General features: G+C 62.9%; 22 protein-coding genes and 1 riboswitch. Of the genes, 9 read left to right on the top strand and 13 right to left on the bottom strand.

The annotated features are described in order from the left end of the window. Positions 1 to 9 precede the first annotated feature (9 nt). Genes AB4Y97_RS06195 through AB4Y97_RS06205 form a run of 3 tightly spaced genes read right to left on the bottom strand, consistent with a single transcriptional unit; the run spans position 10 to position 4,174 of the window. Positions 10 to 1,164, bottom strand: a complete 1,155-nt coding sequence (locus tag AB4Y97_RS06195; protein WP_441998142.1) for a DegT/DnrJ/EryC1/StrS family aminotransferase — start codon at positions 1,162 to 1,164, stop codon at positions 10 to 12. Next, positions 1,164 to 2,768: a Gfo/Idh/MocA family oxidoreductase gene (locus tag AB4Y97_RS06200; RefSeq protein ID WP_441998143.1), complete on the bottom strand. Its 1,605-nt coding sequence runs from the start codon at positions 2,766 to 2,768 to the stop codon at positions 1,164 to 1,166. Before AB4Y97_RS06200 ends, AB4Y97_RS06195 begins: the two co-directional genes overlap by 1 nt. 41 nt (positions 2,769 to 2,809) lie before the next feature. Then, complete coding sequence (locus tag AB4Y97_RS06205) at positions 2,810 to 4,174, bottom strand: nucleotide sugar dehydrogenase (protein ID WP_441998144.1); 1,365 nt, start codon at positions 4,172 to 4,174, stop codon at positions 2,810 to 2,812. A gap of 240 nt (positions 4,175 to 4,414) precedes the next feature. Here AB4Y97_RS06205 and AB4Y97_RS06210 point away from each other — a divergent pair, with 240 nt between their 5' ends. The 4 genes from AB4Y97_RS06210 to AB4Y97_RS06225 all read left to right on the top strand — a co-directional run bounded on the left by AB4Y97_RS06210 (position 4,415) and on the right by AB4Y97_RS06225 (position 8,083). Next, a complete protein-coding gene (locus AB4Y97_RS06210) occupies positions 4,415 to 6,295 on the top strand; it encodes an ABC-F family ATP-binding cassette domain-containing protein (RefSeq protein ID WP_441998145.1) in 1,881 nt (626 codons plus the stop codon). 279 nt (positions 6,296 to 6,574) lie between these two features. Beyond that, positions 6,575 to 6,781, top strand: coding sequence for a hypothetical protein (locus AB4Y97_RS06215; RefSeq protein WP_441998146.1), 207 nt, complete (start codon positions 6,575 to 6,577; stop codon positions 6,779 to 6,781). A 187-nt stretch (positions 6,782 to 6,968) separates the two neighbouring features. Then, entirely contained in the window at positions 6,969 to 7,706 is a 738-nt protein-coding gene (locus AB4Y97_RS06220) for a hypothetical protein (protein WP_441998147.1), read from the top strand. A 35-nt stretch (positions 7,707 to 7,741) separates the two neighbouring features. Then, positions 7,742 to 8,083, top strand: coding sequence for a hypothetical protein (locus AB4Y97_RS06225; protein WP_441998148.1), 342 nt, complete (start codon positions 7,742 to 7,744; stop codon positions 8,081 to 8,083). A gap of 139 nt (positions 8,084 to 8,222) precedes the next feature. On the opposite strand, the gene AB4Y97_RS06230 is transcribed toward AB4Y97_RS06225, so the two are convergent. From AB4Y97_RS06230 to AB4Y97_RS06250, 5 genes are all read right to left on the bottom strand, one after another. Beyond that, positions 8,223 to 8,594, bottom strand: a complete 372-nt coding sequence (locus AB4Y97_RS06230) for a hypothetical protein (RefSeq protein WP_441998149.1) — start codon at positions 8,592 to 8,594, stop codon at positions 8,223 to 8,225. Between the two features lie 12 nt (positions 8,595 to 8,606). Continuing rightward, positions 8,607 to 10,169, bottom strand: a complete 1,563-nt coding sequence (locus AB4Y97_RS06235) for a S10 family peptidase (RefSeq protein ID WP_441998150.1) — start codon at positions 10,167 to 10,169, stop codon at positions 8,607 to 8,609. Positions 10,170 to 10,347: 178 nt separating this feature from the next. Continuing rightward, a complete protein-coding gene (locus AB4Y97_RS06240; protein WP_441998151.1) occupies positions 10,348 to 10,800 on the bottom strand; it encodes a DNA polymerase III subunit chi in 453 nt (150 codons plus the stop codon). Between the two features lie 64 nt (positions 10,801 to 10,864). Then, complete coding sequence (locus tag AB4Y97_RS06245; protein WP_441998152.1) at positions 10,865 to 12,355, bottom strand: leucyl aminopeptidase; 1,491 nt, start codon at positions 12,353 to 12,355, stop codon at positions 10,865 to 10,867. Between the two features lie 65 nt (positions 12,356 to 12,420). Beyond that, a complete protein-coding gene (locus AB4Y97_RS06250) occupies positions 12,421 to 12,555 on the bottom strand; it encodes a hypothetical protein (RefSeq protein WP_441998153.1) in 135 nt (44 codons plus the stop codon). Here AB4Y97_RS06250 and lptF point away from each other — a divergent pair. The 5 genes from lptF to rsmA are packed head-to-tail and all read left to right on the top strand — an operon-like array spanning position 12,554 to position 19,263. Further along, entirely contained in the window at positions 12,554 to 13,714 is a 1,161-nt protein-coding gene (gene lptF, locus AB4Y97_RS06255; protein ID WP_441998154.1) for an LPS export ABC transporter permease LptF, read from the top strand. The two genes, AB4Y97_RS06250 and lptF, sit on opposite strands and share 2 nt — an antisense overlap. Before the next feature lie 2 nt (positions 13,715 to 13,716). Then, on the top strand, positions 13,717 to 14,802 hold the full coding sequence (gene lptG, locus AB4Y97_RS06260) for an LPS export ABC transporter permease LptG (protein WP_441998155.1): 1,086 nt from the start codon (positions 13,717 to 13,719) through the stop codon (positions 14,800 to 14,802). 32 nt (positions 14,803 to 14,834) lie between these two features. Beyond that, positions 14,835 to 17,384, top strand: coding sequence for an LPS-assembly protein LptD (locus AB4Y97_RS06265; RefSeq protein WP_441998156.1), 2,550 nt, complete (start codon positions 14,835 to 14,837; stop codon positions 17,382 to 17,384). Then, on the top strand, positions 17,381 to 18,406 hold the full coding sequence (gene pdxA, locus AB4Y97_RS06270; RefSeq protein ID WP_441998157.1) for a 4-hydroxythreonine-4-phosphate dehydrogenase PdxA: 1,026 nt from the start codon (positions 17,381 to 17,383) through the stop codon (positions 18,404 to 18,406). The genes AB4Y97_RS06265 and pdxA overlap by 4 nt, the downstream gene beginning before the upstream one ends. Further along, complete coding sequence (gene rsmA / locus AB4Y97_RS06275; protein WP_441998158.1) at positions 18,403 to 19,263, top strand: 16S rRNA (adenine(1518)-N(6)/adenine(1519)-N(6))-dimethyltransferase RsmA; 861 nt, start codon at positions 18,403 to 18,405, stop codon at positions 19,261 to 19,263. Before pdxA ends, rsmA begins: the two co-directional genes overlap by 4 nt. Positions 19,264 to 19,328: 65 nt before the next feature. On the opposite strand, the gene AB4Y97_RS06280 is transcribed toward rsmA, so the two are convergent. The 5 genes from AB4Y97_RS06280 to fabF form a co-directional block, all read right to left on the bottom strand. Next, on the bottom strand, positions 19,329 to 19,829 hold the full coding sequence (locus AB4Y97_RS06280; protein ID WP_441998159.1) for a 6,7-dimethyl-8-ribityllumazine synthase: 501 nt from the start codon (positions 19,827 to 19,829) through the stop codon (positions 19,329 to 19,331). An 81-nt stretch (positions 19,830 to 19,910) separates the two neighbouring features. Beyond that, positions 19,911 to 20,062: riboswitch (FMN riboswitch) on the bottom strand. Positions 20,063 to 20,233: 171 nt separating this feature from the next. Beyond that, positions 20,234 to 20,887: a guanylate kinase gene (gene gmk / locus AB4Y97_RS06285; RefSeq protein ID WP_441998160.1), complete on the bottom strand. Its 654-nt coding sequence runs from the start codon at positions 20,885 to 20,887 to the stop codon at positions 20,234 to 20,236. 100 nt (positions 20,888 to 20,987) lie between these two features. Continuing rightward, positions 20,988 to 21,875 carry a YicC/YloC family endoribonuclease gene (locus AB4Y97_RS06290; protein WP_441998161.1) on the bottom strand — a complete coding sequence of 296 codons (888 nt, stop codon included), beginning with the start codon at positions 21,873 to 21,875 and terminating at the stop codon, positions 20,988 to 20,990. Between the two features lie 166 nt (positions 21,876 to 22,041). After that, on the bottom strand, positions 22,042 to 23,364 hold the full coding sequence (mltG, locus tag AB4Y97_RS06295) for an endolytic transglycosylase MltG (RefSeq protein WP_441998162.1): 1,323 nt from the start codon (positions 23,362 to 23,364) through the stop codon (positions 22,042 to 22,044). 95 nt (positions 23,365 to 23,459) lie between these two features. Beyond that, on the bottom strand, positions 23,460 to 24,722 hold the full coding sequence (gene fabF / locus AB4Y97_RS06300; RefSeq protein WP_441998163.1) for a beta-ketoacyl-ACP synthase II: 1,263 nt from the start codon (positions 24,720 to 24,722) through the stop codon (positions 23,460 to 23,462). Positions 24,723 to 24,745: the final 23 nt, after the last annotated feature.

Genomic DNA, 24,745 nt, shown 5'->3' on the forward strand with positions numbered 1-24,745 from the left:
CGTCGCTGGTTACTCAGCGGCAACCTTGCGCTGCTTCACCATGGCATCCTTGACGGCTGCGATGATCCGGTCCTGCACCTCTTCCGTAAGGTAGGGGTGCATGGGCAGGCTCACGACTTCCGCAGCGAGACGCTCGGACACCGGCACTCCGTTTCCGGCCACCGGGTAGTGCTTGTAGGCGGTCTGCTGGTTCAGGGGCTTGGGGTAGTAAACCGCCGTCGGGACGCCTGCAGCCTTCAGGTCCGCCTGGAACTGCTCGCGGTTGAAGCCATTCATGCGCAGGGTGTACTGCGCCCACACCGAGGTGTAGCCCTCCGGCACTTCCGGCACCACCGCGACGTCGCGCAGGTTGTCGTTGTAGTATTTCGCCACGCGGTCGCGCGCTTCGATCTCGCTCGGGAAGATCTTGAGCTTCTCGATGAGAACCGCAGCCTGCATCGTGTCCAGACGGCCGTTCATGCCGATGCGGACGTTGTCGTACTTCTCCGTGCCCTGCCCATGGACGCGGATCGAGCGCAGCACGGTGGCGAGTTCATCATCATTGGTGAAGATCGCGCCGCCGTCGCCGTAGCAGCCGAGCGGCTTCGCCGGGAAGAAGCTGGTGGTGGTGCAATCGCCGATGACGCCCACTTTACGGCCCTTGTAGCTCGCGCCGAAGCTCTGCGCGGCGTCGCACATGAGCCACAGGCCCTCGCGCTTGCAGAACGCCTCGATGGGCTCGTAATCGGCGGGCAGGCCGAAGAGATCGACCGGGATCACGCCGACCGGGTTGAGACCGAGCTTCTTGGCGGTCTTCAGGCCGGCTTCGAGGCTGACCATGTCGAGGTTGAATGTGTCTTCGAGAACGTCGACGAAGATCGGCGTCGCGTTGACCTGCGCCACCACTTCCGCCGTGGCGGCGAAGGTGAAGCTCGGGCAGAGAACCGCATCGCCTTCCTTCACGCCCTTGGCCATCAGCACCATGAGCAGTGCATCGGTGCCGTTGGCGCAGGAGATGACATGCTTCGCGCCGCAAAAAGCGGAGAGATCGGCCTCGAAAGTCTTGACCTCGGGACCCATGATGTAGCCGCCATGATTGACGACCCGCAGGATGGCTTCGTCCATGGCGGAGCCGATGCGGTTGCGCTGGGCCGCCAGGTCGATGAAAGCAATCGGGTCCGACATCACGCAATCTCCTCAAGTTTGTTGGGGCCGGCCTCGCGATAGCGGCGACCGGTTTCGGGGCAGACAAGATCGGCGCCGAGCTTGGCGCCCGCATGGCTCATCCAGCCGATGCGCTTGGCGGGAACGCCCGCCATCAGCGCGAAGGCGGGAACGTCCTTCGCGACGACCGCGCCGGCGGCGATGAAAGAATACTCGCCCAGGGTATGACCGCAAACGATCGTCGCGTTGGCGCCGATCGACGCGCCTCGCTTCACCAGCGTGGGGCGATACTCGGACTTGCGCGCGATTTCGGAGCGCGGATTGTTCACGTTGGTGAACACGCAGGACGGGCCGCAGAACACGCCGTCTTCCAGCGTCACGCCCTCATAGACCGAGACGTTGTTCTGGATCTTGACGTTGTTGCCGACGATCACCTTGGGGCCGATGACCACGTTCTGGCCGATATTGACGTTCTTGCCGAGGGCCACGTTGCCGAGGATATGGCTGAAGTGCCAGACCTTCGAGCCCTCGCCGATCTCGACACCTGCATCGACATAGGCCGTTTCATGGATCGTGACGCCGGGATAATCCTTCGCCACGCGGGGCTTCGCGCTGTCTGCGGCGGGGACGGGAGCCTGGGCTCCGTTCGACCTGCCGTTGCGAAGGGATTCCGCGGCACGCGACAGAACCGAGAGAACGCGCAGGCCTTCGCGGCCATCGGTGCGTGGTGTCGCTCCGGTGCGGACGCAATCGATGAAGTGGAGGCATTCCTGCTTCAAGGGCTCGTCCTGCGGGACGGTGACCGGGATGGCATCGGCCTTCACCGGCACGGGCATGTTGTCCTTCCACTCTACCTTGTGCGGATAGAGCAGGAGCTTGCGGTCCCAGGCCTCGCCGTCGTCGAACACGGCCATGGCGTCGGAACCGACGACCACGAGCTTCTGTTCCTTGAAGGGATGCAGCCACGACACGAAGACATGCGCCCGCTCGCCGCCGGGGAAGGCGAGATGCGTCGTGGTCACGTCCGCGATCGCATCATGGAGGTAGTAACCACCGACCGCCTCCACCTTCTCCGGCTCGCTGCCGATGAGGGAGAGGATCATGGAAAGATCATGCGGGGCGAAGGACCAGAGAATGTCCTCCTCGCGGCGGATCTTCCCGAGATTCAGGCGGTTCGAATAGACATATTGCAGGCGACCGAGCTTGCCCTCGCGCACCAGCTTCTTCAGCTCGAGGAAGATCGGGTGGTACTGCAGCAGGTGGCCGACCATGAGACGACGGTCGAGCCGCTCAGCGAGGGCGCAGAGCTCCTTGGCCTCCGTCACTTCAAGCGCCAGCGGCTTCTCGACGAAGACATGCTTGCCTGCCTCAAGTGCCTGCTTGGCCAGCTTGTAGTGCAAGGCCGCAGGCGCCGCGATGGCGACGGCGTGAACACCGGGATCCGCCAGCGCAGCCTCGAAGCCGAGCGAACGGCCGCCATGCTTGGCGATGAGCGCTTCGACGGTCGGCTGATGGGCATCGACCAAAGCTTCCAGCGCCCCGAGTTCAGCGAAGTTGCGGACGAGATTCTTGCCCCAATATCCGCAGCCGACAACCGCTACCCGAACGTCGCTCGTCATCGTCATATGCCCCTATCCGTTCTGCTTGTGCTTGATGTTTTACTCGATCAGGCCTTGATGACCCGGCCTTCCGGAATGCCGGCCCGCGCGCAGGCGTTGCGGGTGTCGACCACCACCTTCGAATTGTCGACGACGAGCTTATAATCCACGTTGTCGTGATCGGTGGCGATGAGGACCGCATCGTAAGTGGCAAGCGTCTTCGCATCGAGAGCGACGGACTTGCGGCCTGCGAGGTCCGCATGCTCGCGGGTCATCGGAATCACGGGGATATAGGGATCGAAATAATCCACATGCGCGCCGCGGTTCTCGATCAGCTCGATGAGCTTCAGCGAGGGGCTTTCGCGCATGTCGTCCACGTTCTTCTTGTAGGCGATGCCGAGCATCAGGATCTTCGAGCCCGTGAACGCCTTGCCGCTTTTGTCGACGGCCTCGGCGAGCTTGTTGACCACGTAATAGGGCATGCGGGTGTTGATCTGGCCAGCCAGCTCGATGAAGCGGGTGGCAATGTCGTATTCACGCGCCTTCCAGGTCAGGTAGAACGGGTCGATCGGAATGCAGTGACCGCCGAGACCCGGGCCTGGATAGAAGGGCATGAAGCCGAAGGGCTTGGTCTTGGCCGCGTCGATGACCTCCCACACGTCGATGCCCATGGCGGCGTAGACGACCTTGAGCTCATTCACGAGGGCGATATTGACGGCGCGGAAGATGTTCTCGGTCAGCTTCACCGCTTCGGCAGTCGCAGCGGACGAGACGGGGACGGTCTTCACGATCAGCTGGCCGTAGAGGGCATCGGCGAGAGCCAAAGCCGCCTCGCCGTCACCGCCGACGACCTTCGGAATCGTCGAGGTTCCGAAATCCGGATTGCCCGGATCCTCGCGCTCCGGCGAGAAGGCCAGGAAGAAGTCCTGGCCGCTCTTGAGGCCCGTCCCCTCGAAGATCGGACGAATCACCTCGTCCGTAGTTCCCGGATAGGTGGTGGACTCGAGCACGACGAGCTGCCCCTTGCGCAGGCGCGGCGCGATGGCGCGGGCGGTGTTCTCCACATAGGAGAGGTCCGGCTCGCGGTGCTTCGTCAGGGGGGTCGGGACGCAGATGAGGATGGCGTCGGGCTCGCCCAGGCGGGCGAAATCAGCGGTTGCCGTAAACTTGCCGGCCTTCACAGCATCGGAAATCAACGCCGAGGGGATGTGCTTGATGAAGCTCTCGCCGCGGTTGATTTGATCGACACGTGGAGCGTCGATGTCGAATCCGACCACCTTGAAGCCTGCCTTGGCAGCTGTCAGAGCGAGCGGAATGCCTACGTAACCGAGACCGACGATACCGATGGTTGCGCTGCGCCCTTTGAATTTGGCAAGCAATTCAGCAACGTCGGCAACTGTCGCATCGGTCTTTACCGCGCGATTTCCATGCATCTCAGGCTCCTGACTAATCCCCTTGCGGCCGATACTCCGGTAAGCAATACCCCCCGTCTTGCGCGGGAACGAAGTACGGCAGCTTCAATTATTTCGGCCGCTTCTGTGGTGTGATTACTTTACAAAGTCAAGTGAAGCAGAAGGCTCTCTGTACATAGGACCTTTCAGAGGCACCATGGAAAAGCCCTGAAAATCCTGCTTTTGCCTTGTCAGAGGCATGATGGCAGGCCACAAGGCGCCATGCTTCACGCGAATGACCTCACCTACCGTATCGCAGGACGGACGATCCTGGACCATGCCTCCTTTGCCCTCCCAACCGGCAGCAAAGTCGGGCTGGTGGGGAGAAACGGCGCCGGCAAGACGACCCTTTTCCGCATTCTCCAGGGCGAGGTTTCGCCCGAGAGCGGCGATATCGCCCTTCCCCGCGGCGTCCGGGTCGGAGCGGTGGCCCAAGAAGCGCCGGGCGGCCCGGATACCCTCATTGAAGTTGTGCTTGCAGCGGATAAGGAACGCACCGCTCTTCTCGCCGAGGCCGAGACGGCGGATGGCTTCCGCAGGGCAGAGATCGAGACGCGCCTGACCGATATCGGCGCATATTCCGCCCCGGCCCGGGCGGCCGCCATTCTCCACGGCCTCGGCTTCGATGCCGAGGCGCAGAACCGGTCCTGCTCGTCGTTCTCAGGCGGGTGGCGCATGCGTGTGGCGCTGGCTGCCGTGCTCTTTTCCGAGCCGGACCTGCTGCTTCTCGACGAGCCGACCAACTATCTCGACCTCGAAGGGACCCTCTGGCTCTACGATTACTTAGGCCGCTATCCGCATACCGTCCTGGTCATCAGCCACGACCGTGAGCTGCTCGACACCTCCGTCAACCACATCCTTCATCTCGACCGGGGCAAGCTGACGATCTATCGCGGCGGCTACACTTCATTTGCCAAGCAACTGGCCGAGAAGCGCGAGCTGACGGCGAAGATGAAGGCGAAGCAGGATGCGGAGCGAAAGCATCTCCAGGCCTTCATCGACCGCTTCAAGGCCAAGGCCTCCAAGGCCCGCCAGGCACAGTCCCGGGTCAAGAGACTGGCGAAGCTCGAACCGGTGACGACCATCGTCGAGGACGACGTCCTCGCCTTCGACCTGCCCGGCCCCGAACGTCCCCTGGCTCCGCCCCTAATCGCCGTCGAAAGCGCCGCGGTCGGCTATGGGGACAGAACGATCCTGGACCGCCTGAACCTGACGATCCAGCCGGACGACCGCATCGCCCTACTCGGCGCCAATGGCAACGGCAAATCGACCTTCTGCAAGCTCATCGGGGGGCGGCTCGCGCCGATGAAGGGAGACATTCGCTGGCCGTCCAAGATGGAGGTGGCCTATTTCGCCCAGCATCAGGTCGACGAGCTGAATCCGACAGCGACCGCCTATGAGCATGTCGCGGCCCTCATGCCGGACGCTCCGATCGCGAAGGCCCGCGCCCGCGCCGCCCGCTTCGGCTTTCCCGGCGCGAAGGCGGACACACCCGTCTCCTCCCTGTCCGGCGGCGAGAAGGCGCGTCTTCTCATGGGGCTGGCGGCCTTCAACGGTCCCAACCTGCTCATCCTCGACGAGCCGACGAACCATCTCGACATCGACAGCCGCACCGCACTGATGGAAGCCATCAACGATTATACGGGCGCGGTCATTCTCGTCAGCCACGACCGCTTCCTGATCGAGGCCTGCGCCGACCGGCTCTGGATCGTCGGCAACGGCACCGTGAAGCCTTTCGACGGCGACATGGATGATTACCGACAGCTCGTGCTCTCGGGAGAACTCGATCTCCAGAAGCGTCCGGACAAGGAACAGGCATCCGGTTCTTCGAAAGCGGACGAGCGCCGCGTAGCGGCGGAGCGTCGTGTCGCGCTCGCCCCCTTGCGGAAGAAGCTCGAAGCGCTCGAAGCCCGCATGACGAAGCTGACGGATGTCATCGGCAAGGTGGATGCGGCGCTCGCGGACGGCACCGCCTTCCAGAAGGATCCGGCAAAGGCGACCGAGCTTTCCAGGATGCGCGCCGAGGTCGCCGAGACGCTCGCCTCCGTCGAGGAGGAATGGCTGAGCGTCAGCGGCGAGATCGAGTCTGCGTCGGCGCCATAGGCAGCTCCCCTTGCATCGCCGGAGCCGGCCGCAGCCGACTCCGGGGCCTAGAATTCCCTCGTTAGGCGGCTGGCATCGGCCGCAACGGTGCCTTCCCAGCTATGGCCGGGGAGGCGTTGGCGCATGTCCAGGGCGCAAGCCTAAAGGTCATCGCAGCCGTCTACCGGCGGTTTTCTAGCTCTCCGACCACCAGCGCCGCTGATGGTCGTCACCGCCTAAGGGCAAGGGAGCGCCGTCATGCTTTTCCGTCGCAAATAGAAGCCGCCGCTCGCCCGGGCGATGCGCCTCGTCGACGAGGCCATCGGCATCATCCGCGCCCATTGGCGCGATATCGATGACAGGCCGAGCGAGCGGGATTTGAAGGCGTTCGACGACCTCCAGGAAAAGCTCTTCCACGCCCATGGCGCCGCACGGCGCATCGCCATCCGCATGCAGCGCCGCTTTCACGGCGAACCGGAAGTCGATGCCGCGAAATGGCGACGCTGACGCCTTCTTGAAACGAAGCGCAGTCCGCTTCCTGGCTTGTCCTCGTCCCCCGTCGCCATGGCCGGCCTCGCACCTGCCATCCACGCCTGCGGCGCGGCCTTTGCTTTGGCGCTTGGCAGTGCAAGCTTGACAATGTTCTTTATTTGTTCTAAGAATAAATATCTATTTTAGAACCGATGGATTGTTTATGTCCCTTTCGTCTTCGATGCAGCGGGACTTGCTGGGAGCCCGCCGGGCTTTCGCCATCGCCCAACTGGAACTGCGACGCCTGCGCCTCGCCCTCGCGCTCAAGCGCTTCAACCCGAGCCAGCCGCGCGCCCCGGCGGGGAGTCCCAATGGCGGGCAGTGGGTGGGCGAAGGTGGCGATGGCGAGGCCCGCGTCGAGGCCGTTAATTGGCCCGCCCGCCGAAGCGGAGGAGCCCGCGTCGTTGGAGGGCGGACTCTCACAACCAGTCCCTATCAGGAAACACTTCTTGCGACGACGGAAGCCCATGCAACGGCCCTCGTGCGCGAAGTCCAGCGACGCGATCCGAACTGGAGACCACGGCCTAGCATCTCCGAAAGCGTCGAGGGCGAGATTCTGGCCAATCAGGCCATCGCACTGCAAGCCACTGCGCGCCTGCAGGAGCTACGGGCACAGGAGCCTGTTTGCCGGCCGATAGGGCAGACTTCTCCACTCGCGACCGGAGCGCGCTCGGATGGCACTTACACCGTCCCACCCTCGGAATTCCGAGAATTGCTGGTGGCCGTCACTCCTGGTTCTCAGGTCGTTCCGTCCTCGGCAGGTTACCTAGGTCAATGGTATCGGCAGCCGGACGGGTCCATTTTTGGCGTTCGATGGAGTGAGAGGTATGGCGTAACGCTTGATGTCATCCGGAGCAACAACCCACTCGTCCCCAACGGACACAAGGTGCATCAGAAATGAGCCAAGAGCCGAAACATTGGTATTACGGAACTCCGATGAGCGAACATATCAAAAGTGTCGCCGACGAACTGCCGATCGATGCCGTTGGCATGTGGCAGATCGTTCCCGGGGGAAGGCATGGTTTTAAGCTCGAAGGCGAGGCGCTGACCGATTTCGTGCGCCGCTGCATCGCCGAGTTGCTGTCACGCAGCGCGGTGCCGGTCGTCGGCGGCGGCGATACGGGTTATTTCTGGATCGAACAGAAGCAATATGGCTCGAAACCTCAAGATATTATCGACAACGTCGTGCGCGAGTGGCTGGCGAACGGCGCCAAGGATGAAGATCCTGGCGGCCTGTGGTTCGCGTTGCCGGAAATGTGCAAGACACGTTGGAAGTAAGCCTTTTCCCGATAGCGTCCACCCAATGGTCTATCCTGGCGATACATGCCTCGGGATACACAGCCACCCTCGGCGTTTCCCCTGGATCCCCTTCCCGCGCCTGCGGCGCCGGGGGTGACACAGAGGGCGAGGGCCCGCTCTACTTCAGCACGCGGTCGAGCCTGTTGTTGACGAAGAAATAGAGCTCGCGGCCGCCGGGCTCCGAATAGAGCACCTGCACCTCGCGCTGTCCCTTGCCGCTTTCGCCGACAAGCACGTCCGTCGGCGCCCTGCCCTTCAGGCGCACCAGATCGCATTCGCCGATGCCGGGCTCGATCACGGCCGCCGTGCCGGAAGCCGTTTCCGTGCATCGCCCGTCGGGACTGAGGACCGGACCCGAAAAGGCTGGAGCGGCCGGGGGCGCCGGCAAGGACATCGGCGTTGACGCGGCGGCCATGGGGGGCTCCGTTCGGCCGCCATTGCAAGCCGCAAGCCCGAGAGTCACGAAGGCCAGCGTCGATACAAGCTTCATGCGCATCCTGTTTCAGTCCCTGTTGGCAGCGGCCCGCGCTTGCAGGGCCTCGTCGAAAAGCCTCTGCACATCGCTTCGGAAAGCCTGCCGCGATGCATTGCGCGAATAGAACATGTGACCGCCGTCGTAAACCTTGAGCGACAGACGCCTCTCGGGGCCGAGATTGGGAATCTGGTTCAGCAGAAGCTGGTTCGCGTAATAGGGCGTGACGAGATCGGTGAAGCCATGCACGACCAGAACGCGCATCTTGCCGTCGAGCGCAAGAGCACTCTTCAGCTCATCGGTATTCTCGGGCGCGTTGCGCCCGCCGCCCCAGCGCCAGGCCCGGCTCACGCTTTCGTTCAGGAGGTTGTAGCGACCCTCGGCCTTGTAGTTCAGGGTCCGCGTGAGATGATCGATCATGGCGCTCGTCAAGGGCGCCGTCATGGCGGTCAGGACCGGATCCTCGAACCGCGCGGCATAGGCGTTCGGGTCCGGATCGGCACCCGCCACATTCGCGTCGTAGGCGCTGACGACCTCGCTCGACTGGCGCCGCATTTCCCTTTGGAAGGTTCGCGTATCGATACGTCCCGCAAGACGTCGCGTGAGGTCCGGGCTGAGTCCTGTCAGCTCGGCGACGCGGCGGCTGATGCGCTCCACCGCCTCCTTGTCCTGAACGCCGCGCATGAGATCGACGAGGTACTCGCCTGAGGCGTAGCGCTCGGCGTCCTGCAAGGCCTCCCGCGTGACGGGCCCACGTCGAGCGAGCGCCGCGGCCGCCATGGAAGGCAGGCGCGCCGCATCGGTCCAAGGCGCGTGCGAGCGTTGATCGAGCCAGTTGAAATCGAGAACGGGCGATACGAGAACAAGGGCGCTCAGGCCGATGCCCTGGTCGCTCTGGAGTTTTTGGGCGAGCAAGGGCCCGCGAAACCCGCCATAACTCTCGCCGACGAGGAATTTCGGCGAGGCGAGCCGGTTCTTCTCCTTCAGCCAGCGCGTGACGAAGGCGGCGAGGCCTTCGATGTCGCCCTGCACGGAATAGAAGCGCTCCCGGACCTGATCGCCGCCGATGACGCGGCTATAGCCCGTTCCCGGCGGATCGATGAAGACGAGATCCGTGAAATCGAGCCAGGTCTCCGCGTTCGGCACCAGGGAGGGCGGTGCCGAGGGACTGATCGTCGGCCCATCGAGGGGAAGCCGCCAAGGACCGATGGCGAGAAGGTTCAGGTAAGCGGAAGAGGCTCCCGGCCCCCCGTTCACGGCGAAGGTGACGGGCCGCGTCGCGGGATCGGAATCGTCGCGCGTATAGGCCACGAAGCCGATTTCCGCCTGCGGCGTACCCTGCATGTCCGTCAGGGTCAGGCTGCCCGCCGTCGCGGTCAGCTGCAAAGTCCGATTGGGAAGCTCGAGGGTGTGGCGGGTGACGGATTCGGGCGGCAGACGCTGCGCCTCCCCCTCCGGGCGCTGGCGGCGCTGTTCCTGCGGGGCCTGCTCCCTTCCTCCCTGAGCGGCCCGCTCCAGGGCCTGGGCGGCAAGGGGCAAGGCAAGGGACAGGCAAAGGGCGGCAAGCAGGGGGGAACGCAGGATCCGGCTCATCACGATCATCCTCATGGCTTCGTTGAAACGGAAGAACACGGCCTCCGTTCCGAGGCGAAGGAAATGGGTTTCAGCGCATCGTGCGGAAAAGTGGACCTGGTTTTCCGCACGATGCGCTGCTTAAGGAAATGAGCATCGGATTGATCCCAAAAGTGGAGACCACTTTTGGGTCCGATGCTTAGGCCTTGCGCTGCCAGCGCCCGCGCTCGTCCTGCTGCCAATAGGTTGCGTCGTACCCGCCCTCCTTCACCGCGCGCCATTGATCGCGCGCCAGGGCCAGGGCCTGAACGTCGTTGCCGTCGAACAATATCGCGATTCTCTGATAGGCGGACATATCGCCCGGCAGATCCGCGCCCTCGACGAGGAAGCGGATGGATGCGCCGTTCGGATTGTCGCCGCTCAAAGTGATCAGCACGGGCTGGTCCGCCGCATGAGCCTCGCGGTCCGTGCCGTGCGGCAGGAAGCTCTCGTCGGTGAATGTCCAGAGGTGATCGTCGAGAGCGGACATCCGCTCCTCCGTCGTCGCCTGGACGACCGCGCGCCACCCGCGCTCCAGCGTCTTCTGAAGGAGTGTGGGTAGCACGGCCTCGAGAGGCTGCTGCTGGAGATGATAGAAAAGGACCTCGGTCATGAACGCCTACATTTCATTGCGGCGCGGATAGACGCCCCCATGAGGTCCCCTTCGATGATCATTCTCAGCTTTCGTAGTGATCGCGCACGAGGCGGTCGAGCAGGCGCACGCCCCAGCCGGAACTCCAGCCCTTGTTGACCTCGGTCTGCGGCGAGCCCATGGCGGTGCCCGCGATGTCGAGATGCGCCCAGGGAACGTCGTTCACGAATTTCTGGAGAAGCGCCGCCGCCGTGCTCGAACCGCCATGGCGGCCCGCCGAGTTCTTCATGTCGGCGAATTTCGACTCGATCATCTTGTCGAATTCCGGGCCGAGCGGCATGCGCCACACGCGCTCGCCGGTCGCCTGCCCTGCCGCGGTAATGCGCTGAGCCAACTCATCGTTGTTGGCGAAGAGGCCGGCATATTCCTGGGCGAGCGCCACGAGAATCGCGCCGGTCAGGGTCGCGAGGTCGATCATGAATTTCGGCTTGAAGCGATCCTGCACGTACCAGAGCACATCCGCCAGCACGAGACGCCCTTCGGCATCCGTGTTGATGATCTCGATGGTCTGACCCGACAGGGTGGTGACGATGTCGCCGGGACGCTGGGCGTTGCCGTCCGGCATGTTCTCGACGAGGCCGATGGCGCCGACCACGTTCGCCTTTGCCTTGCGGCTGGCAAGCGCATGCATGAGGCCCACGACGCAGGCCGCGCCGGCCATGTCGCCCTTCATGTCCTCCATGCCGCCGCCGGGCTTGATCGAGATGCCGCCGGAATCGAAGACGACACCCTTGCCGATGAAGGCGATGGGCTGGGCTCCGGCCTTGCCGCCGTTCCAGCGCATGATGGCGACGCGGCTGCCACGGGTGGAGCCCTGCCCGACTCCGAGAAGCGCGCGCATGCCGAGCTTCTGCATGGCTTTTTCGTCGAAAATCTCGACCTCGACCCCGAGCTTGCTCAAGGCCTCCGCCCGCGCAGCGAATTCCTGCGGCCCCAGGACGTTCGGCGGCTCGTTGACGAGATCGCGCGCCATGATCACGCCGGTGGCGACCCCATCGCGGGCTTTGTGAACCTTCTTAGCGGCAGCCGGATCCGGCACGGTAAAGACGAAGCTCCCCGTGCCGTCGGTCTTGTTCTCGTCCTTCTTCGTCTTGTAGCGGTCGAAGCTGTAGCGGCGGAGGCGGACGCCGAGCGCCATATCGGCGATCCCGTCGGGAGTGACCTCGATTCCCGGCAGATCGAGCACCGCGGTCGCTATCTTGGCCGAGGCCCTGCCGGCGACGAGGCCGCCCAGCTGGACCCAGTCGGGATTCTGCCGATCCTTCTCGCCGCCGACGCCGATCACGATCAGCCTGTCGGCGGAAAGGGCGGATGGGGCAGCAATGGTCATGGCCGACTTGACCTTGCCCTTGAAGCTCTCGACTTCCGCGGCCTTCGCGATCAGGTCGACGGCCTTCGGGCCCAATTGCTTGGCGACAGCAGGCGCAAGCTTGAGATTTTCGTCGACGAAGACGATGAGATCGCCGCCCTCGACCGCGCCATGAGCCTGAAAGTCAATCTTTACGCTGTCGGCCATGAAACCCTCTTATCTGACCATTGACTGAACCGGTAAGCCCGGCTGCGACCTTTTGGTGACATATATCAAATCGCCCGCAGGATCACGCAGCATTGCCGCGAAAGCGGCGCAATCTCAAGCTGTTGAAAATCCCCCGGCCTTGCCTTGGAGGCTTGCGACAGAGTACCCAAGGTCAAGGCGCCGGCGGCGAAGGGCTTCATGACACTTCTCGAACGTTACATCCTGAAAATCACATTTTCCGCGTTCGCCGCGTGTCTGATCGCCCTGACGGGCGTGATCTGGATCACGCAGGCGCTACGCGAGCTCGACCTTCTGACCGGTAAGGGCCAGACGCTGTTCATCTTTTTCACGGTGACCGGCCTGTCCCTGCCTGCCCTGATCAACGTGATTTCACCGGTCGCCCTGTTCCTCGCGACTCTTTACGCCCTCAACAAGCTCAACGGCGATTCGGAGCTGATCGTCATGAGCGCGGCCGGCATGCCGCCCCGGCGCCTCCTCCGGCCCTTCCTCGCCCTCGCGGCCTTCGTCTGCTTCGTGGTCGGAATCATCACGGTCTACATCATGCCCGCGAGCTTCCAGGAACTCCGCAACCTGGTGACCAAGATCCGCGCCGATTTCGTCGCGACCATGGCCAAGGAAGGCCAGTTCATCACCCTCGATAACGGCATTACCTTCCATTATCGCGAGCGGTCGGGTGATGCTCTCCTGGGCATTTTCATGCAGGACCAGAGGGTGAAGGACAAGGCTGTCGTCTACCTTGCGGAACGGGGGCAGACGATCGAATCGAACGGGCAGGCCTATCTTGTGCTCGAGAAGGGCAGCGTCCAGCGGAAGGAGCCGAACAGCCGCGATTCGTCCATCGTCGCCTTCGAGCGCTACGCGGTCGATCTCGCCGCCTTCAACGAGGAAAACGGGGATATCGTCTACAAGCCACGCGAGCGCAGCACGACCCAGCTCCTTTTCCCCGACAAGAACGAGTTCCTCTATCAAATTCAGGAGGGGCGCTTCCGGGCCGAACTGCACGAACGGCTCTCGGCCTGGCTCTATCCGCTCGCCATGATGGTCATTGCCTTCGCGGCGCTGGGCGAGGCGCGCACGACCCGCCAGGGCCGCGGCCTGGCCATGGCCGCCGCCGTTCTCAGCGTGGTGATCCTGCGTATCGCAGGCTTCGCCGCCTCGAGCGCCCTGGTGCGAACCCCCTGGGCCGTCGTCGGGGTTTATGGCGCTCCCTTGCTGGCGATTGCGATTTCCATGTTGCTGATCCTGCAGGGATCAGCCCTCAGAACCGGGCAGGCAATGCTTCGCTCAGTGGTCCGCGCCCTGCTTCCGTCGCGCGGCGCCAAAGTCCAGAAAGCTTGAACATGCTGATTGGCGCCACGCTCGGGGCCTATTTTTCACGGCAATTCCTGAAGACCATCTTCCTGGTCTTCGCTACCGTGTTCGCCCTCGTCTATACCCTCGACTTCGTGGAACTCATGCGCCGGGCCGGCGACGCGGAGGGGGCGACCCCCGCCTTGATGGCGCAGCTGTCCTTGTTCCGGGTCCCCGCCATCGCCGAGCAGATCATGCCGTTCGCCGTTCTCTTCGGCAGCATGGCCACCCTTCTCCAACTCAGCCGCAAGCTCGAACTCGTCGTCGCCCGTGCCGCGGGCATTTCCGCCTGGCAGTTCCTGCAGCCCGGGCTTTTTGTCGCGCTGGTGATCGGCGTCGCCTCGGTGACGGTCTATAACCCGCTCTCCGCCATGCTGAAGCAGCGGGCGACGGCCATAGAGGCCAAGGTTTTCGCCCGTGCATTCCAGCCCAACGGCAAGGCCTTGTGGCTGCGCCAGAAAAGCATCGATGGCCAGGCCATTTTCCGGGCTGACGGCTCCATCGCCGATGCGGCGACCCTGACCGGCGTGACGGTCTACACTTTCGATAAGACAGGGACTTTCAGCCAGCGAATCGAGGCGAACGAGGCCACCCTTCACGAGGGGTTCTGGGAGATCAAGGATGCACGGGTTCTGTCCGCGACCGAGGAACCCCAGGCCTACGACCATTATCTGATCGCCTCCAGCCTGCAGCCCTCCCAGGTCCGGCAGAGCTTTACCGATCCCGATTCCGTTCCCTTCTGGAAACTCAAGGAAACCATCGAGCGCCTGGAAAAGGCGGACCTTAACGCCACCGCCTATCGCCTCCATTACGACGTGCTGCTGGCGCGTCCTCTCCTCTTCATCGCCATGGTTTTCGTAGCGGCATCCGTTTCGTTAAGATTCTTTCGGTTTGGCGGTGTAGCGATGATGGTTCTGGGTGGCGTTGCCGCCGGCTTCATGCTTTATGTCGCCACGGAGCTTATGGTGGAGCTTGGAGCCTCCGGGATCATCAGTTCGGTGGTCGCCGCGTGGTTCCCTGCTGTCGTAGGCAGTTTGTTGGGAACTCTTGCCTTGTTGTACCAGGAGGACGGTTGATGGTCCTCGCGGGAAAGGCCTTGCAAGGAGCGATGATGGTTCGGGTCAAGACAACGATCGCAATGTCTGCGGTCGCGATGGCGCTCCTTTGTGCCGTCGGGTCAGCGCCTGTGCTTGCGCAAACCCTTAACCAGACGCTCAGCGGCCAGGCACAATCCGGCTCCGGAACGGATCGGCTTCTCGTCGACGCCAAGGAAATCATCTACAACAACGACAAGAACACGATCTCGGCCTCCGGCGACGTCCAGTTGAATTATCAGGGCCGCACGCTCCAGGCCGACCGGGTCACCTATGACCGGAATACCGGCCGTGTTTACGCCGAAGGCAATGCCCGCCTGACCGACGAGAAGGGCGGCGTCACCACCGGCTCGCGATTCGAGCTCACGGACGATTTCAAGAACGGCTTCATCGATTCGCTTAGGGTCGTTCAGACGACGATCGACAATGGAAGGCCCGTGACGACCCGCTTCTCCTCTCCCCGCGCCGAGCGGTCCGAGGGAGAAACGACCGTTTTCGAGCGTGGCACCTACACCGCCTGCGAACCCTGCAAGGAGCATCCGGAAAAGCCGCCGCTCTGGCAGGTCAAGGCCGCGAAGATCATTCACAACAACAGCGAGCAGACGATCTATTACGAGGATGCGACGCTCGAGATCTATGGCATTCCCGTCGCCTATCTGCCGTATTTCTGGACGCCGGATCCGACCGTCAAGCGCAAGACCGGTTTCCTGTCGCCGCGCTACATCTATTCGAACTCGCTCGGCTACGGGGCTTCGATCCCGTTCTTCTGGGCCATCGCGCCCAATTACGACCTGACGATCACGCCTACCTATATGTCCCGCCAGGGCCTTCTCGGTCAGGCCGAGTGGCGGCATCGTCTCGACAACGGCACCTACAACATCCGCGCGACCGGGATCTCTCAGCTCGATCCCGAAGCCTTCCTGGTCTCTCCCTTCGGACCGGGCGACAGGACCAACCGCGGCTCCCTCGAGTCGACGGGCCTTTTCTATCTCAACGAGCGCTGGAAATGGGGCTGGGATATCGCCCTGTTGTCGGACAAGTGGTTTTTGCAGAACTATCGCATCCGCAGCGAGAGCCTCAATTCGGTCTACGTCAAGGAATCGATTTCGACCCTATACCTGCAAGGCCAGGGCGATCGCTCGTTCTTCGACATGCGCGGCTATTACTTCCAGGGCCTCTCGAGCACGGACTGGCAGAAGCAGCAGCCCGTCGTTCATCCGGTTGGCGATTACAACAAGCGCATCACGCCGGCCGGCATCGGCGGCGAGTTCACCATCGATGCGAATGTGACGAGCCTGAGCAGAGAAGCGGCCCAGTACCAGCAAATTCCGCAGCAGCTCACCACTCTCTTCGGGCTTTATCAGACCTGCGCCGTCTTCGAGCCAGGGTCGTGCCTGGTGCGCGGCATCAGCGGCAACACATCGCGCGCTTCGCTCAACCTATCGTGGCGGCGCGAGTTCATTGATCCGGTCGGCCAAGTCTGGACGCCGTTCACCTATCTCAGGGGAGATACGTTCTGGGTCAATCCGGACCTGAAGGGTTTCCAGAACAACGAGTTGCCCAACTTCATCAGCGGCAATGACGAGTTCCTGTTCCGGGGCATGCCTGCCGTCGGCCTGGAATATCGCTTCCCCTTCGTCGCCAGCCTCGGCACTTCCGGCACCCAGACCCTCGAACCTATCGCACAGATCATCGCTCGTCCGAGCGAAACCAGAATCGGCAGGCTTCCGAACGAGGATGCTCAGAGCCTCATCTTCGAGGACACTACGCTCTTCGATTGGGACAAGTTCTCCGGATATGACCGTGCGGAAGGCGGCACACGCGCCAATGTGGGCCTGCAATATACGGTTACCGGGGCGAACGACTTCTACGCGAATATCCTCTTCGGCCAATCCTATCAGGTTGCCGGACAGAATTCCTTCGCGAAGCCGGATCTCGTGAATACCGGCCTCAATTCCGGTCTCGACAGCAAGGTCTCCGATTATGTGGGGCGTTTCCAGCTGTCGCCCAACAAGAACTTCTCCTTCGTGACGCGCGGGCGTTTCGACAAGGATGATTTCGGCCTGAACCGGCTGGAAGCCGGCCTCACCGCGAACTTCAATCCCTACATCCCGTTTTCCGCTGGCATTACCTATGCCCGCTATGCCGCCCAGCCTGAGATCGGTTTCGCTCATCGGCGCGAGGGCATCCTGACCTCGGGAACCTGGAATCTGACGCCGAACTGGTATGTTACCGGCTCGGTCCTCCTGGATCTCGACCGATATCTTCTGGCTCGCGATACCTTTGCCGCGCAGTTTGCCGTCAATCCTGCAACGGCCGTATATAACCGTCAGAACCCGCTCTACGTCAGCTCGATGTCGCTCGGCCTGGGCTATGTGGACGAGTGCACAACCTTCTCGGTAAACTACTCCGTGTCTCCCCGCGACATCGCCGTCACGTCCGGCGAAAAGGATCGCAATCATACGGTTCTGCTGCGGCTGGAATTGCGGACGCTCGGCGAGATTTCGTTCAATCAGAACCTCAATGGGGGCGCATCGTCCCAAGACGGCGTAGCCACCCAGTGACGAAGCCGGCGCAGCGCCCGCTTCTACTGACGCAAGGCGACCCCGCCGGCATCGGACCGGAACTGACCTTGAAGGCCTGGCTTCAACGCAAGGAAGCCGGCCTTCCCTCCTTCGCCGTTGTCGCCGATCCCGATCATCTGGCCCGCGTTGCGCAAGCTTACGGGTGGAATGCTCCCGTCCAAGCGGTCGAGACAGCCGAAGCGGCTTCCATCTTCGACAGGGCTCTCCCCGTCGTCCCTCTCGATACCACCGTCTCCGCCGAACCAGGCCAGCCCGATTCCACCTATGCTCGCTCGGTGATCGAGTCGATCGAGACGGCCGTCGGGCTTGTGCGCAGCGGGGCCGGTGCGGCCGTCGTGACCAATCCCATCTCCAAGCATGTGCTCTATGAAGCGGGCTTCGGGCATCCCGGGCATACGGAGTTTCTCGCAGCCCTCGCAGGGAGGGACGATGGTGGCCGGCCCTATCATCCCGTGATGATGCTCTGGAGCGAACAGCTCGCCGTGGTGCCCGTGACGGTGCATATCCCTCTGTCGGCCGTGCCATCCGCGCTCACCACGGAGGTGATCGTCCGCACGGGGCGGATCGTGGCGCGGGAGCTGCGGGAACGGTTCGGCATTTCCCGCCCGCGCCTCGCCTTGGCGGGCCTCAACCCCCATGCAGGCGAGAACGGAACCATGGGGAGCGAGGATGCCGGAATCATCGTTCCTGCTGTCGAAGCCTTACGGGCAGACGGCATCGAGGTTGCTGGCCCCCTCCCCGCGGACACCATGTTCCACGCCCGTGCCCGCAGCCGCTATGACGCGGCGCTCGCCATGTATCACGATCAGGCCCTGATCCCGATCAAGACCATTGCCTTCGACGAGGCCGTCAACGTCACGCTGGGCCTTCCCTTCGTGCGCACATCGCCGGATCATGGCACCGCCTTCGACATCGCGGGCAAGGGCATAGCGCGGCCGGACAGTCTTATGGCCGCCATTCGCCTTGCCGCCCGCCTGTCCACAAGGTCCGTTGACGCATGAGCCAGATCGATGATCTGCCGCCTCTGCGCGAGGTGGTTCGCACCCATGGCCTCCTGGCCAAGAAATCGCTTGGCCAGAACTTTCTGTTCGATCTCAACCTGACGAGCCGCATCGCCCGTTCCGCAGGCCCGCTCGAAGGCGCGACGGTCATCGAGGTCGGGCCGGGCCCCGGCGGACTGACCCGCGCCATCCTGGCCGCGGGCGCCACCAGGGTGATTGCCATCGAGCGCGATTCCCGCTGCTTGCCGGCTCTTGCGGAAATCGCCGAGCGTTATCCGGGACGTCTCGAGGTGATCGAGGCCGATGCCCTGGCCTTCGATCCGCGGCCTCTGGTCGGCGAGGGAACGGTGCGGATCATCTCCAACCTTCCCTACAATGTCGGCACGGCGCTTTTGACCGGCTGGCTCACTGGAGAAGAATGGCCGCCCTGGTGGTCATCGCTCACGCTGATGTTCCAGCGAGAGGTCGCCGAGCGGATCGTCGCCGACGAGAACGATCCCAAGGACTATGGTCGCCTCGGTGTTCTCTGCGGCTGGCGGGCGGAGGCGCGTATTCTCTTCGATGTACCGCCCTCCGCCTTCGTACCACCGCCGAAGATCACGTCGAGCATCGTCCACCTGACGCCGCGTTCGGCGCCTCTGCCCTGCCGCGTCAGGGCTCTGGAAACCGTCACCCGCGCCGCCTTCGGCCAGCGGCGGAAGATGCTGCGGCAAAGCCTCAAATCGATCACCCCGGACCCGTCGGCTCTCATCGCGACGGCAGGTCTTGAGGAAACGATCCGGGCCGAGAACGTCCCGGTGGAAGGCTATGTGGCGCTTGCCAACGCCTTCGATCGGGCGAAATCTCAATCAAGATAGCTGGCCAGCTCCGAAATTTCAGGATGTGGGGATTGCCACATGGGCTGCGGCAATCCCCGGAGACACTACCTTGCTAGCGGTTGCGCATATGATGCATCCAAGACCGCAAGGCATGCGGTGGCAACTTCACGTCCTTTCACATCGAAATGACTGGCGAAGAAGTCGCGATGCGTGTCGTGCTCGTGAAAGTGCTGGGGCGTCAGCACGGCGGAGAGGACAGGAACGTCCGTATCGAGCTGAACGCGCATGAGACCGGAAATGACCGCATCGGCGACGAACTCATGTCGATATATTCCGCCATCCACGACAAACCCCGAGGCGACGACGGCGCGATAGCGATCACTCTCCGCGAGCCGTTTGGCCAGCAAGGGGATCTCGAATGCCCCCGACACCTCATAAAGATCGATCGAGAGGCGATTGACGCCTCCCTCTCCCATCGCATCGAGAAAGGCATCCCGGCAGCGGTCGACGATATCCTTGTGCCAGGAGGATTGAACGAATGCGATTCGTGATCGAAGCAGATCCGTTCCTTCGAAGCGTTCGAGCTGTTCTGTAAGCTGATTCATGTTGGCTTCCTTGTCTGACCTGGACATGAATCAGGGCATGCGGAAGCGACGATTGCCCGCAAATGCATGCGGCATCGCAACAACCGATCTCTTTCATCCGGACTATGACCGTCGGCTTCGGATTCACACCGAATCTGCTGACCTCCTCATCTGAGATGAGGAGCGCTCGCGGGCTTATGGGCCAAGGCTCATTTACCGCCGGTGGGGACTTTCACCCCGCCCTGAGATCATCACTCGCCTCATTGGCGAGCATGTGCAGATTAGGTTGCGGTGACGTTTCCCGCAATATCCGAATGGAACGCCCGCGACGGTACATCGGCAGTCGCGCCCGGAATGGACCTATGATTTCGGAATCGAAGGGTGCGTCGGGTTCATCGCCCGTGCGTTGCGGACATGGCCGCAATCTACTCCACCGGTGCCGCCAGCAACTCGTCGATGAAGCCTCCGAGTTCCACCTGACGCTCGCGGCGCAGGCGTTCGGAGGCGAGGATCGATTTCAGGTCGCTGAAGGTGCGGTCGAGATCGTCGTTGACGAGCACGTAATCGTAGGAAGCCCATTGGGCTATCTCGTCGCGGGCATTGCGCAGACGCCGGGCGATGACCTCCGGCGTATCCTCGGCGCGACGTTCCAGTCTCGCCTTCAACTCGGCCATGGAAGGCGGCAGGATGAAGACGCTCACCACGTCGGAGCGCATCTTCTCGACAATCTGCTTGGTGCCCTGCCAATCGATATCGAACATCACGTCTTCGCCGCGGGCGAGAGCCTGCTCCACGGGCTTGCGCGGCGTGCCGTAATAATTGCCGTGCACCTGGGCCCATTCGAGAAGGTCGCCCCGATCCCGCATCTCCTCGAAATCGCCGACGTTCTCAATGAAGGTGTAATGCACCCCGTTGATCTCGGAGGGGCGCTTGTGGCGCGTCGTGACGGAGATCGACAGGCGGATCCCGCGATCCTCGCGCACGAGGTTGCGCGTCAGGGTCGATTTACCCGCGCCCGAGGGCGAGGACAGGATCAGGAGAAGGCCGCGCCGCTTCAATTCAACCACACCCGTCTCCATCAGAGCATGATTCGGAAAAGTGGAATTCGGTTTTCCGAAAAAATCATGCGATATCAAAAACTCAGAATTCGATCATGTCTCCTCGAGACATGATCGAATTCTATTCTACGTTCTGAACCTGCTCGCGGAACTGCTCGATCACGGCCTTCAGTTCAAGCCCGATCCGCGACAGGGAAACATCATTTGCCTTCGCGCAGAGGGTATTGGCCTCGCGCCCGAATTCCTGCGCCAGGAAATCGAGCCGCCGTCCCACCGCGCCGCCCTCATCGAGCAGGCCGCGTGCGGCCTCCACATGGGCGTAGAGACGGTCGAGCTCTTCCCGGATATCGGCGCGGGCCGCGATCAGCACCGCCTCCTGATGCAGGCGCGCGGGATCGAGCGTCGACCTACCTTCGAGGAGCTGGGCAATCTGCGTTTCAAGACGCACCCGGATCGCCTCAGACCGGCGGGCGGGAGCAGCCTCGGCCTCGCCGATCAATCCGGAAATCAGATCGAGCTGCTGGCGCAGGACAGCAGCGAGCGCCTGCCCTTCCTTGAGCCGGGCCCCCTTCAATGCCTCGATCAGCGGCATGAGGCCGGCCTTCAGGGCCGGGACGAGTTCCTCGTCCTGCCCCGGCTCGGTGCCGCCTTCGTCGATCTCGACGACGCCGCGAATCGAGAGCAGGCCATCGAGCGAGGCGGGCTTTACCGTGTCTGGAAGCGCAAGATCGCCGATGGCGGCGAGAAGGGATTGCAGCACATCCTGATTGACCCGCAGCTTCGGCGCGGAGGAGGTTCTCGTGAGGGTTAGGTTCAGTTGCCCCTGACCACGCGTGAGGGCCTTGAGAATCTGACTCCTCGCCTCTTCCCCGACCGCGTCGAGGCCCGACGGGGTTCGCACGCGCACCTCGAGCCCGCGACCGTTCACGGTCTTGATTTCCCAGGCCCATTGATACGGACCTGTGACGCCGGCCTCACGGGCGAAGCCGGTCATGCTCGCAATCGACATGCGGTGAACCTCGGGCGGATTGAAAACCGGCGCGACCATAATCTTCGTCGCGCCGCGCCACAAGCAGCCGGACCGTTAAAGCGCATTCCGACGTCATCGAACCGGAATGCGCTTTAGGGAAACTTTCAATTGCCGCATTCTCTGAGGCAAAAACGGCTCGAATGCTTCAGGGCTGGCTTAAGGTGGGGACGTTCTTGGCGGAGTTCAGATCGTAGGATTTGTTCTTGAGCGGATCCTTGTCGGTACCTTCGCTGGCATCGAAAGCACGGCTGCGCTTGCCGGTCGCCGCCCCGGGGCCGGCAGGCGCAAGCTGGCCGCGCAGATCCGCATCGGGATCGGCCCGGTCGACGTCCGAGTCGGTCGCGCGGGTTTTCTCGATCTGCCGCCACCGGGTGACGTTGCGTTGGTGCTGCTCGTAGCTTTCAGCGAAAGCATGGCCGCCCGAACCGTCGGCGACGAAATACAGGTCCTTGGTCCGTGAAGGATTGGCGACAGCCTCCATTGCCGCACGGCCGGGATTGGCGATGGGGCCAGGGGGAAGCCCCTCGATCACGTAAGTGTTGTAGGGCGTCGCGGCCTCGATCTCGTTCCTCATGATGCCGCGTCCAAGCGTGCCTTTGCCGCCGACGAGCCCATAAACGATGGTCGGATCGGATTGCAGCTTCATGCGCTTCATGAGGCGGTTGATGAAAACGCCGGCCACGCGGGTGCGCTCGTCGGCGCGGCCGGTTTCCTTCTCGACGATGGAGGCGAGAATCACCAGCTCCTGAGCCGTCTTGACCGGCAGTTCCGGCGAACGGCGCTGCCAGATCTGACTCAGGGCCTGGCGATGGGCCGCCTGCATGGAGCTGATGATCTGTTGGCGTGTGGTGCCGCGCTCGAACTTGTAGGTATCGGGAAGAAGCGTTCCTTCCCGCGGGGTCTCAGCCACGTCGCCGGTCAGGACCTCGTTCTCGTAGAGGCGGGAGAGGATCTGCTCACTCGTGAGACCTTCTGGAATCATGACGGAATGCAGAATCGCCTTGCCCTGGACGAGAGTGTCGATCGCCTCCGCGACGCTCGTCCCGGCCTTGAACTGAAACTCGCCGGCCTTGAGCTGACCGCGCTGCCGGTTGACGAGGGCATAGACCTCGAACAGCAGCGGCTGGTTGATGACGCCCTCTTGCTTCAGGATATCCGCGATCTCGTTCGTGCCGGTATTGCGCGGAATGAGAACAACCTTGTCCTCCTGCAACGGCCCCTTGGCCGTCACCTCGCGCTCCACCATGCCGTATCCGAAGATCAGGGCGATGGCGAGGGCGATGAATAGGGTCATGAGACCGCTGAAGATGGACAGCATGCCCCCCCTCTTGCGGCGCAGCCGGGGCGGGGGCGGCGGGGCCGCCATCGGCTTGATCGCCTCGCTCGGCGAGCGCGGCGCGACACGCGGCTGCTGCTCGTCCTGGGACGGCATGTCAGCGGGAGGAGTCTGCTTTTTTCTGCCGAACATCACGTCGCTTTTCTGGTGCCCGCCGGCGGTCTCCCGGCCCATTGAACACCCTAATGGGGATTATGGCGAAAAGCCGTAACGCGCCGCCACGCAAATCAGGATGCGCGACGGAAAATCAACGAAGCGTTGGTGCCGCCGAACCCGAACGAGTTCGAGAGTGCCACATTGATCTCCTTCGTCTTCGCCTTGTGCGGAACGAGGTCGATGGCCGTTTCGACGGAGGGATTGTCAAGGTTGAGCGTCGGCGGAACGATTCCGTCGCGCATCGCCAGGATCGAGAAGATCGCCTCGACCGCGCCGGCGGCGCCGAGAAGATGGCCGATGGCCGACTTGGTGGACGACATGGACAGCTTGCCGGCGGCATTGCCGACGATGCGCTCCACCGCCTTCAGCTCAAGCTCGTCGCCGAGAGGCGTCGAAGTGCCGTGGGCGTTGATATAGTCGATCTCCGAGGCCGATATGCCGGCCCGCTTGATCGCTGCCGCCATGCAGCGATAGGCGCCGTCGCCATCCTCGGAGGGGGACGTGATGTGATAGGCGTCGCCCGACAGGCCGTAGCCGATGACTTCGGCATAGATCTTGGCGCCGCGCGCCTTGGCGTGCTCGTATTCCTCGAGCACGACGACACCCGCGCCCTCGCCCATGACGAAGCCGTCACGGTCCTTGTCGTAGGGGCGCGAGGCTCTGGTCGGATCGTCGTTGAAATTCGTGGAGAGCGCCCGGCAGGCCGCGAACCCGGCAATAGACAGGCGGTTGATCGGCGATTCCGTGCCGCCCGCCACCATCACCTCGGCATCGCCCAGCGCGATCAGCCGCGCCGCATCGCCGATGGCGTGCGAGCCCGTGGAACAGGCGGTGACGACCGCGTTGTTGGGGCCCTTGAGCCCATGCGCGATCGAAACGTAGCCGCCCGCCAAGTTGATCAAGCGACCGGGAATGAAGAAGGGCGAGATGCGGCGCGGGCCGCGTTCGATCAGGGTCTGGGAGGCCTCGTAGATGCCGCCGATGCCGCCGATGCCCGAGCCGATCAGCACGCCGGAGGCGCATTGATCCTCGTAAGTTGTCGGCTTCCAGCCCGCATCGTCGAGAGCCTGGGTCGCCGCCGACATGGCATAGACGATAAAGGGATCGACCTTGCGCTGCTCCTTCGGCTCCATCCACTGGTCGGGATTGAAGGTGCCGTCGGAACCGTCGCCGGTAGGAAGCTGGCAGGCGATCTGGCAGGCGAGATCGTCGATTTCGAAACCTTCGATCCTTTTGGCGCCGCTCTGACCGTTAAGGATGCGAGACCATGTCGGCTCTACACCGCAGCCGAGCGGCGTGACCATGCCAAGACCTGTGACGACAACCCGCCTCATACTAATTCCTGCCGTTAAAATAA

It is taken from the genome of Microvirga sp. 2TAF3 (assembly GCF_052114965.1).
In the GTDB taxonomy this organism is placed as follows: Bacteria; Pseudomonadota; Alphaproteobacteria; order Rhizobiales; family Beijerinckiaceae; genus Microvirga.

Coding starts and splice junctions, on each gene's coding strand:
- AB4Y97_RS06195 (WP_441998142.1), bottom strand. CDS start 1,164: ATGTCGGACCCGATTGCTTTCATCGACCTGGCGGCCCAGCGCAACCGC.
- AB4Y97_RS06200 (WP_441998143.1), bottom strand. CDS start 2,768: ATGACGATGACGAGCGACGTTCGGGTAGCGGTTGTCGGCTGCGGATAT.
- AB4Y97_RS06205 (WP_441998144.1), bottom strand. CDS start 4,174: ATGCATGGAAATCGCGCGGTAAAGACCGATGCGACAGTTGCCGACGTT.
- AB4Y97_RS06210 (WP_441998145.1), top strand. CDS start 4,415: ATGCTTCACGCGAATGACCTCACCTACCGTATCGCAGGACGGACGATC.
- AB4Y97_RS06215 (WP_441998146.1), top strand. CDS start 6,575: ATGCGCCTCGTCGACGAGGCCATCGGCATCATCCGCGCCCATTGGCGC.
- AB4Y97_RS06220 (WP_441998147.1), top strand. CDS start 6,969: ATGTCCCTTTCGTCTTCGATGCAGCGGGACTTGCTGGGAGCCCGCCGG.
- AB4Y97_RS06225 (WP_441998148.1), top strand. CDS start 7,742: ATGAGCGAACATATCAAAAGTGTCGCCGACGAACTGCCGATCGATGCC.
- AB4Y97_RS06230 (WP_441998149.1), bottom strand. CDS start 8,594: ATGAAGCTTGTATCGACGCTGGCCTTCGTGACTCTCGGGCTTGCGGCT.
- AB4Y97_RS06235 (WP_441998150.1), bottom strand. CDS start 10,169: ATGAGCCGGATCCTGCGTTCCCCCCTGCTTGCCGCCCTTTGCCTGTCC.
- AB4Y97_RS06240 (WP_441998151.1), bottom strand. CDS start 10,800: ATGACCGAGGTCCTTTTCTATCATCTCCAGCAGCAGCCTCTCGAGGCC.
- AB4Y97_RS06245 (WP_441998152.1), bottom strand. CDS start 12,355: ATGGCCGACAGCGTAAAGATTGACTTTCAGGCTCATGGCGCGGTCGAG.
- lptF (WP_441998154.1), top strand. CDS start 12,554: ATGACACTTCTCGAACGTTACATCCTGAAAATCACATTTTCCGCGTTC.
- AB4Y97_RS06250 (WP_441998153.1), bottom strand. CDS start 12,555: ATGAAGCCCTTCGCCGCCGGCGCCTTGACCTTGGGTACTCTGTCGCAA.
- lptG (WP_441998155.1), top strand. CDS start 13,717: ATGCTGATTGGCGCCACGCTCGGGGCCTATTTTTCACGGCAATTCCTG.
- AB4Y97_RS06265 (WP_441998156.1), top strand. CDS start 14,835: ATGATGGTTCGGGTCAAGACAACGATCGCAATGTCTGCGGTCGCGATG.
- rsmA (WP_441998158.1), top strand. CDS start 18,403: ATGAGCCAGATCGATGATCTGCCGCCTCTGCGCGAGGTGGTTCGCACC.
- AB4Y97_RS06280 (WP_441998159.1), bottom strand. CDS start 19,829: ATGAATCAGCTTACAGAACAGCTCGAACGCTTCGAAGGAACGGATCTG.
- gmk (WP_441998160.1), bottom strand. CDS start 20,887: ATGGAGACGGGTGTGGTTGAATTGAAGCGGCGCGGCCTTCTCCTGATC.
- AB4Y97_RS06290 (WP_441998161.1), bottom strand. CDS start 21,875: ATGTCGATTGCGAGCATGACCGGCTTCGCCCGTGAGGCCGGCGTCACA.
- mltG (WP_441998162.1), bottom strand. CDS start 23,364: ATGTTCGGCAGAAAAAAGCAGACTCCTCCCGCTGACATGCCGTCCCAG.
- fabF (WP_441998163.1), bottom strand. CDS start 24,722: ATGAGGCGGGTTGTCGTCACAGGTCTTGGCATGGTCACGCCGCTCGGC.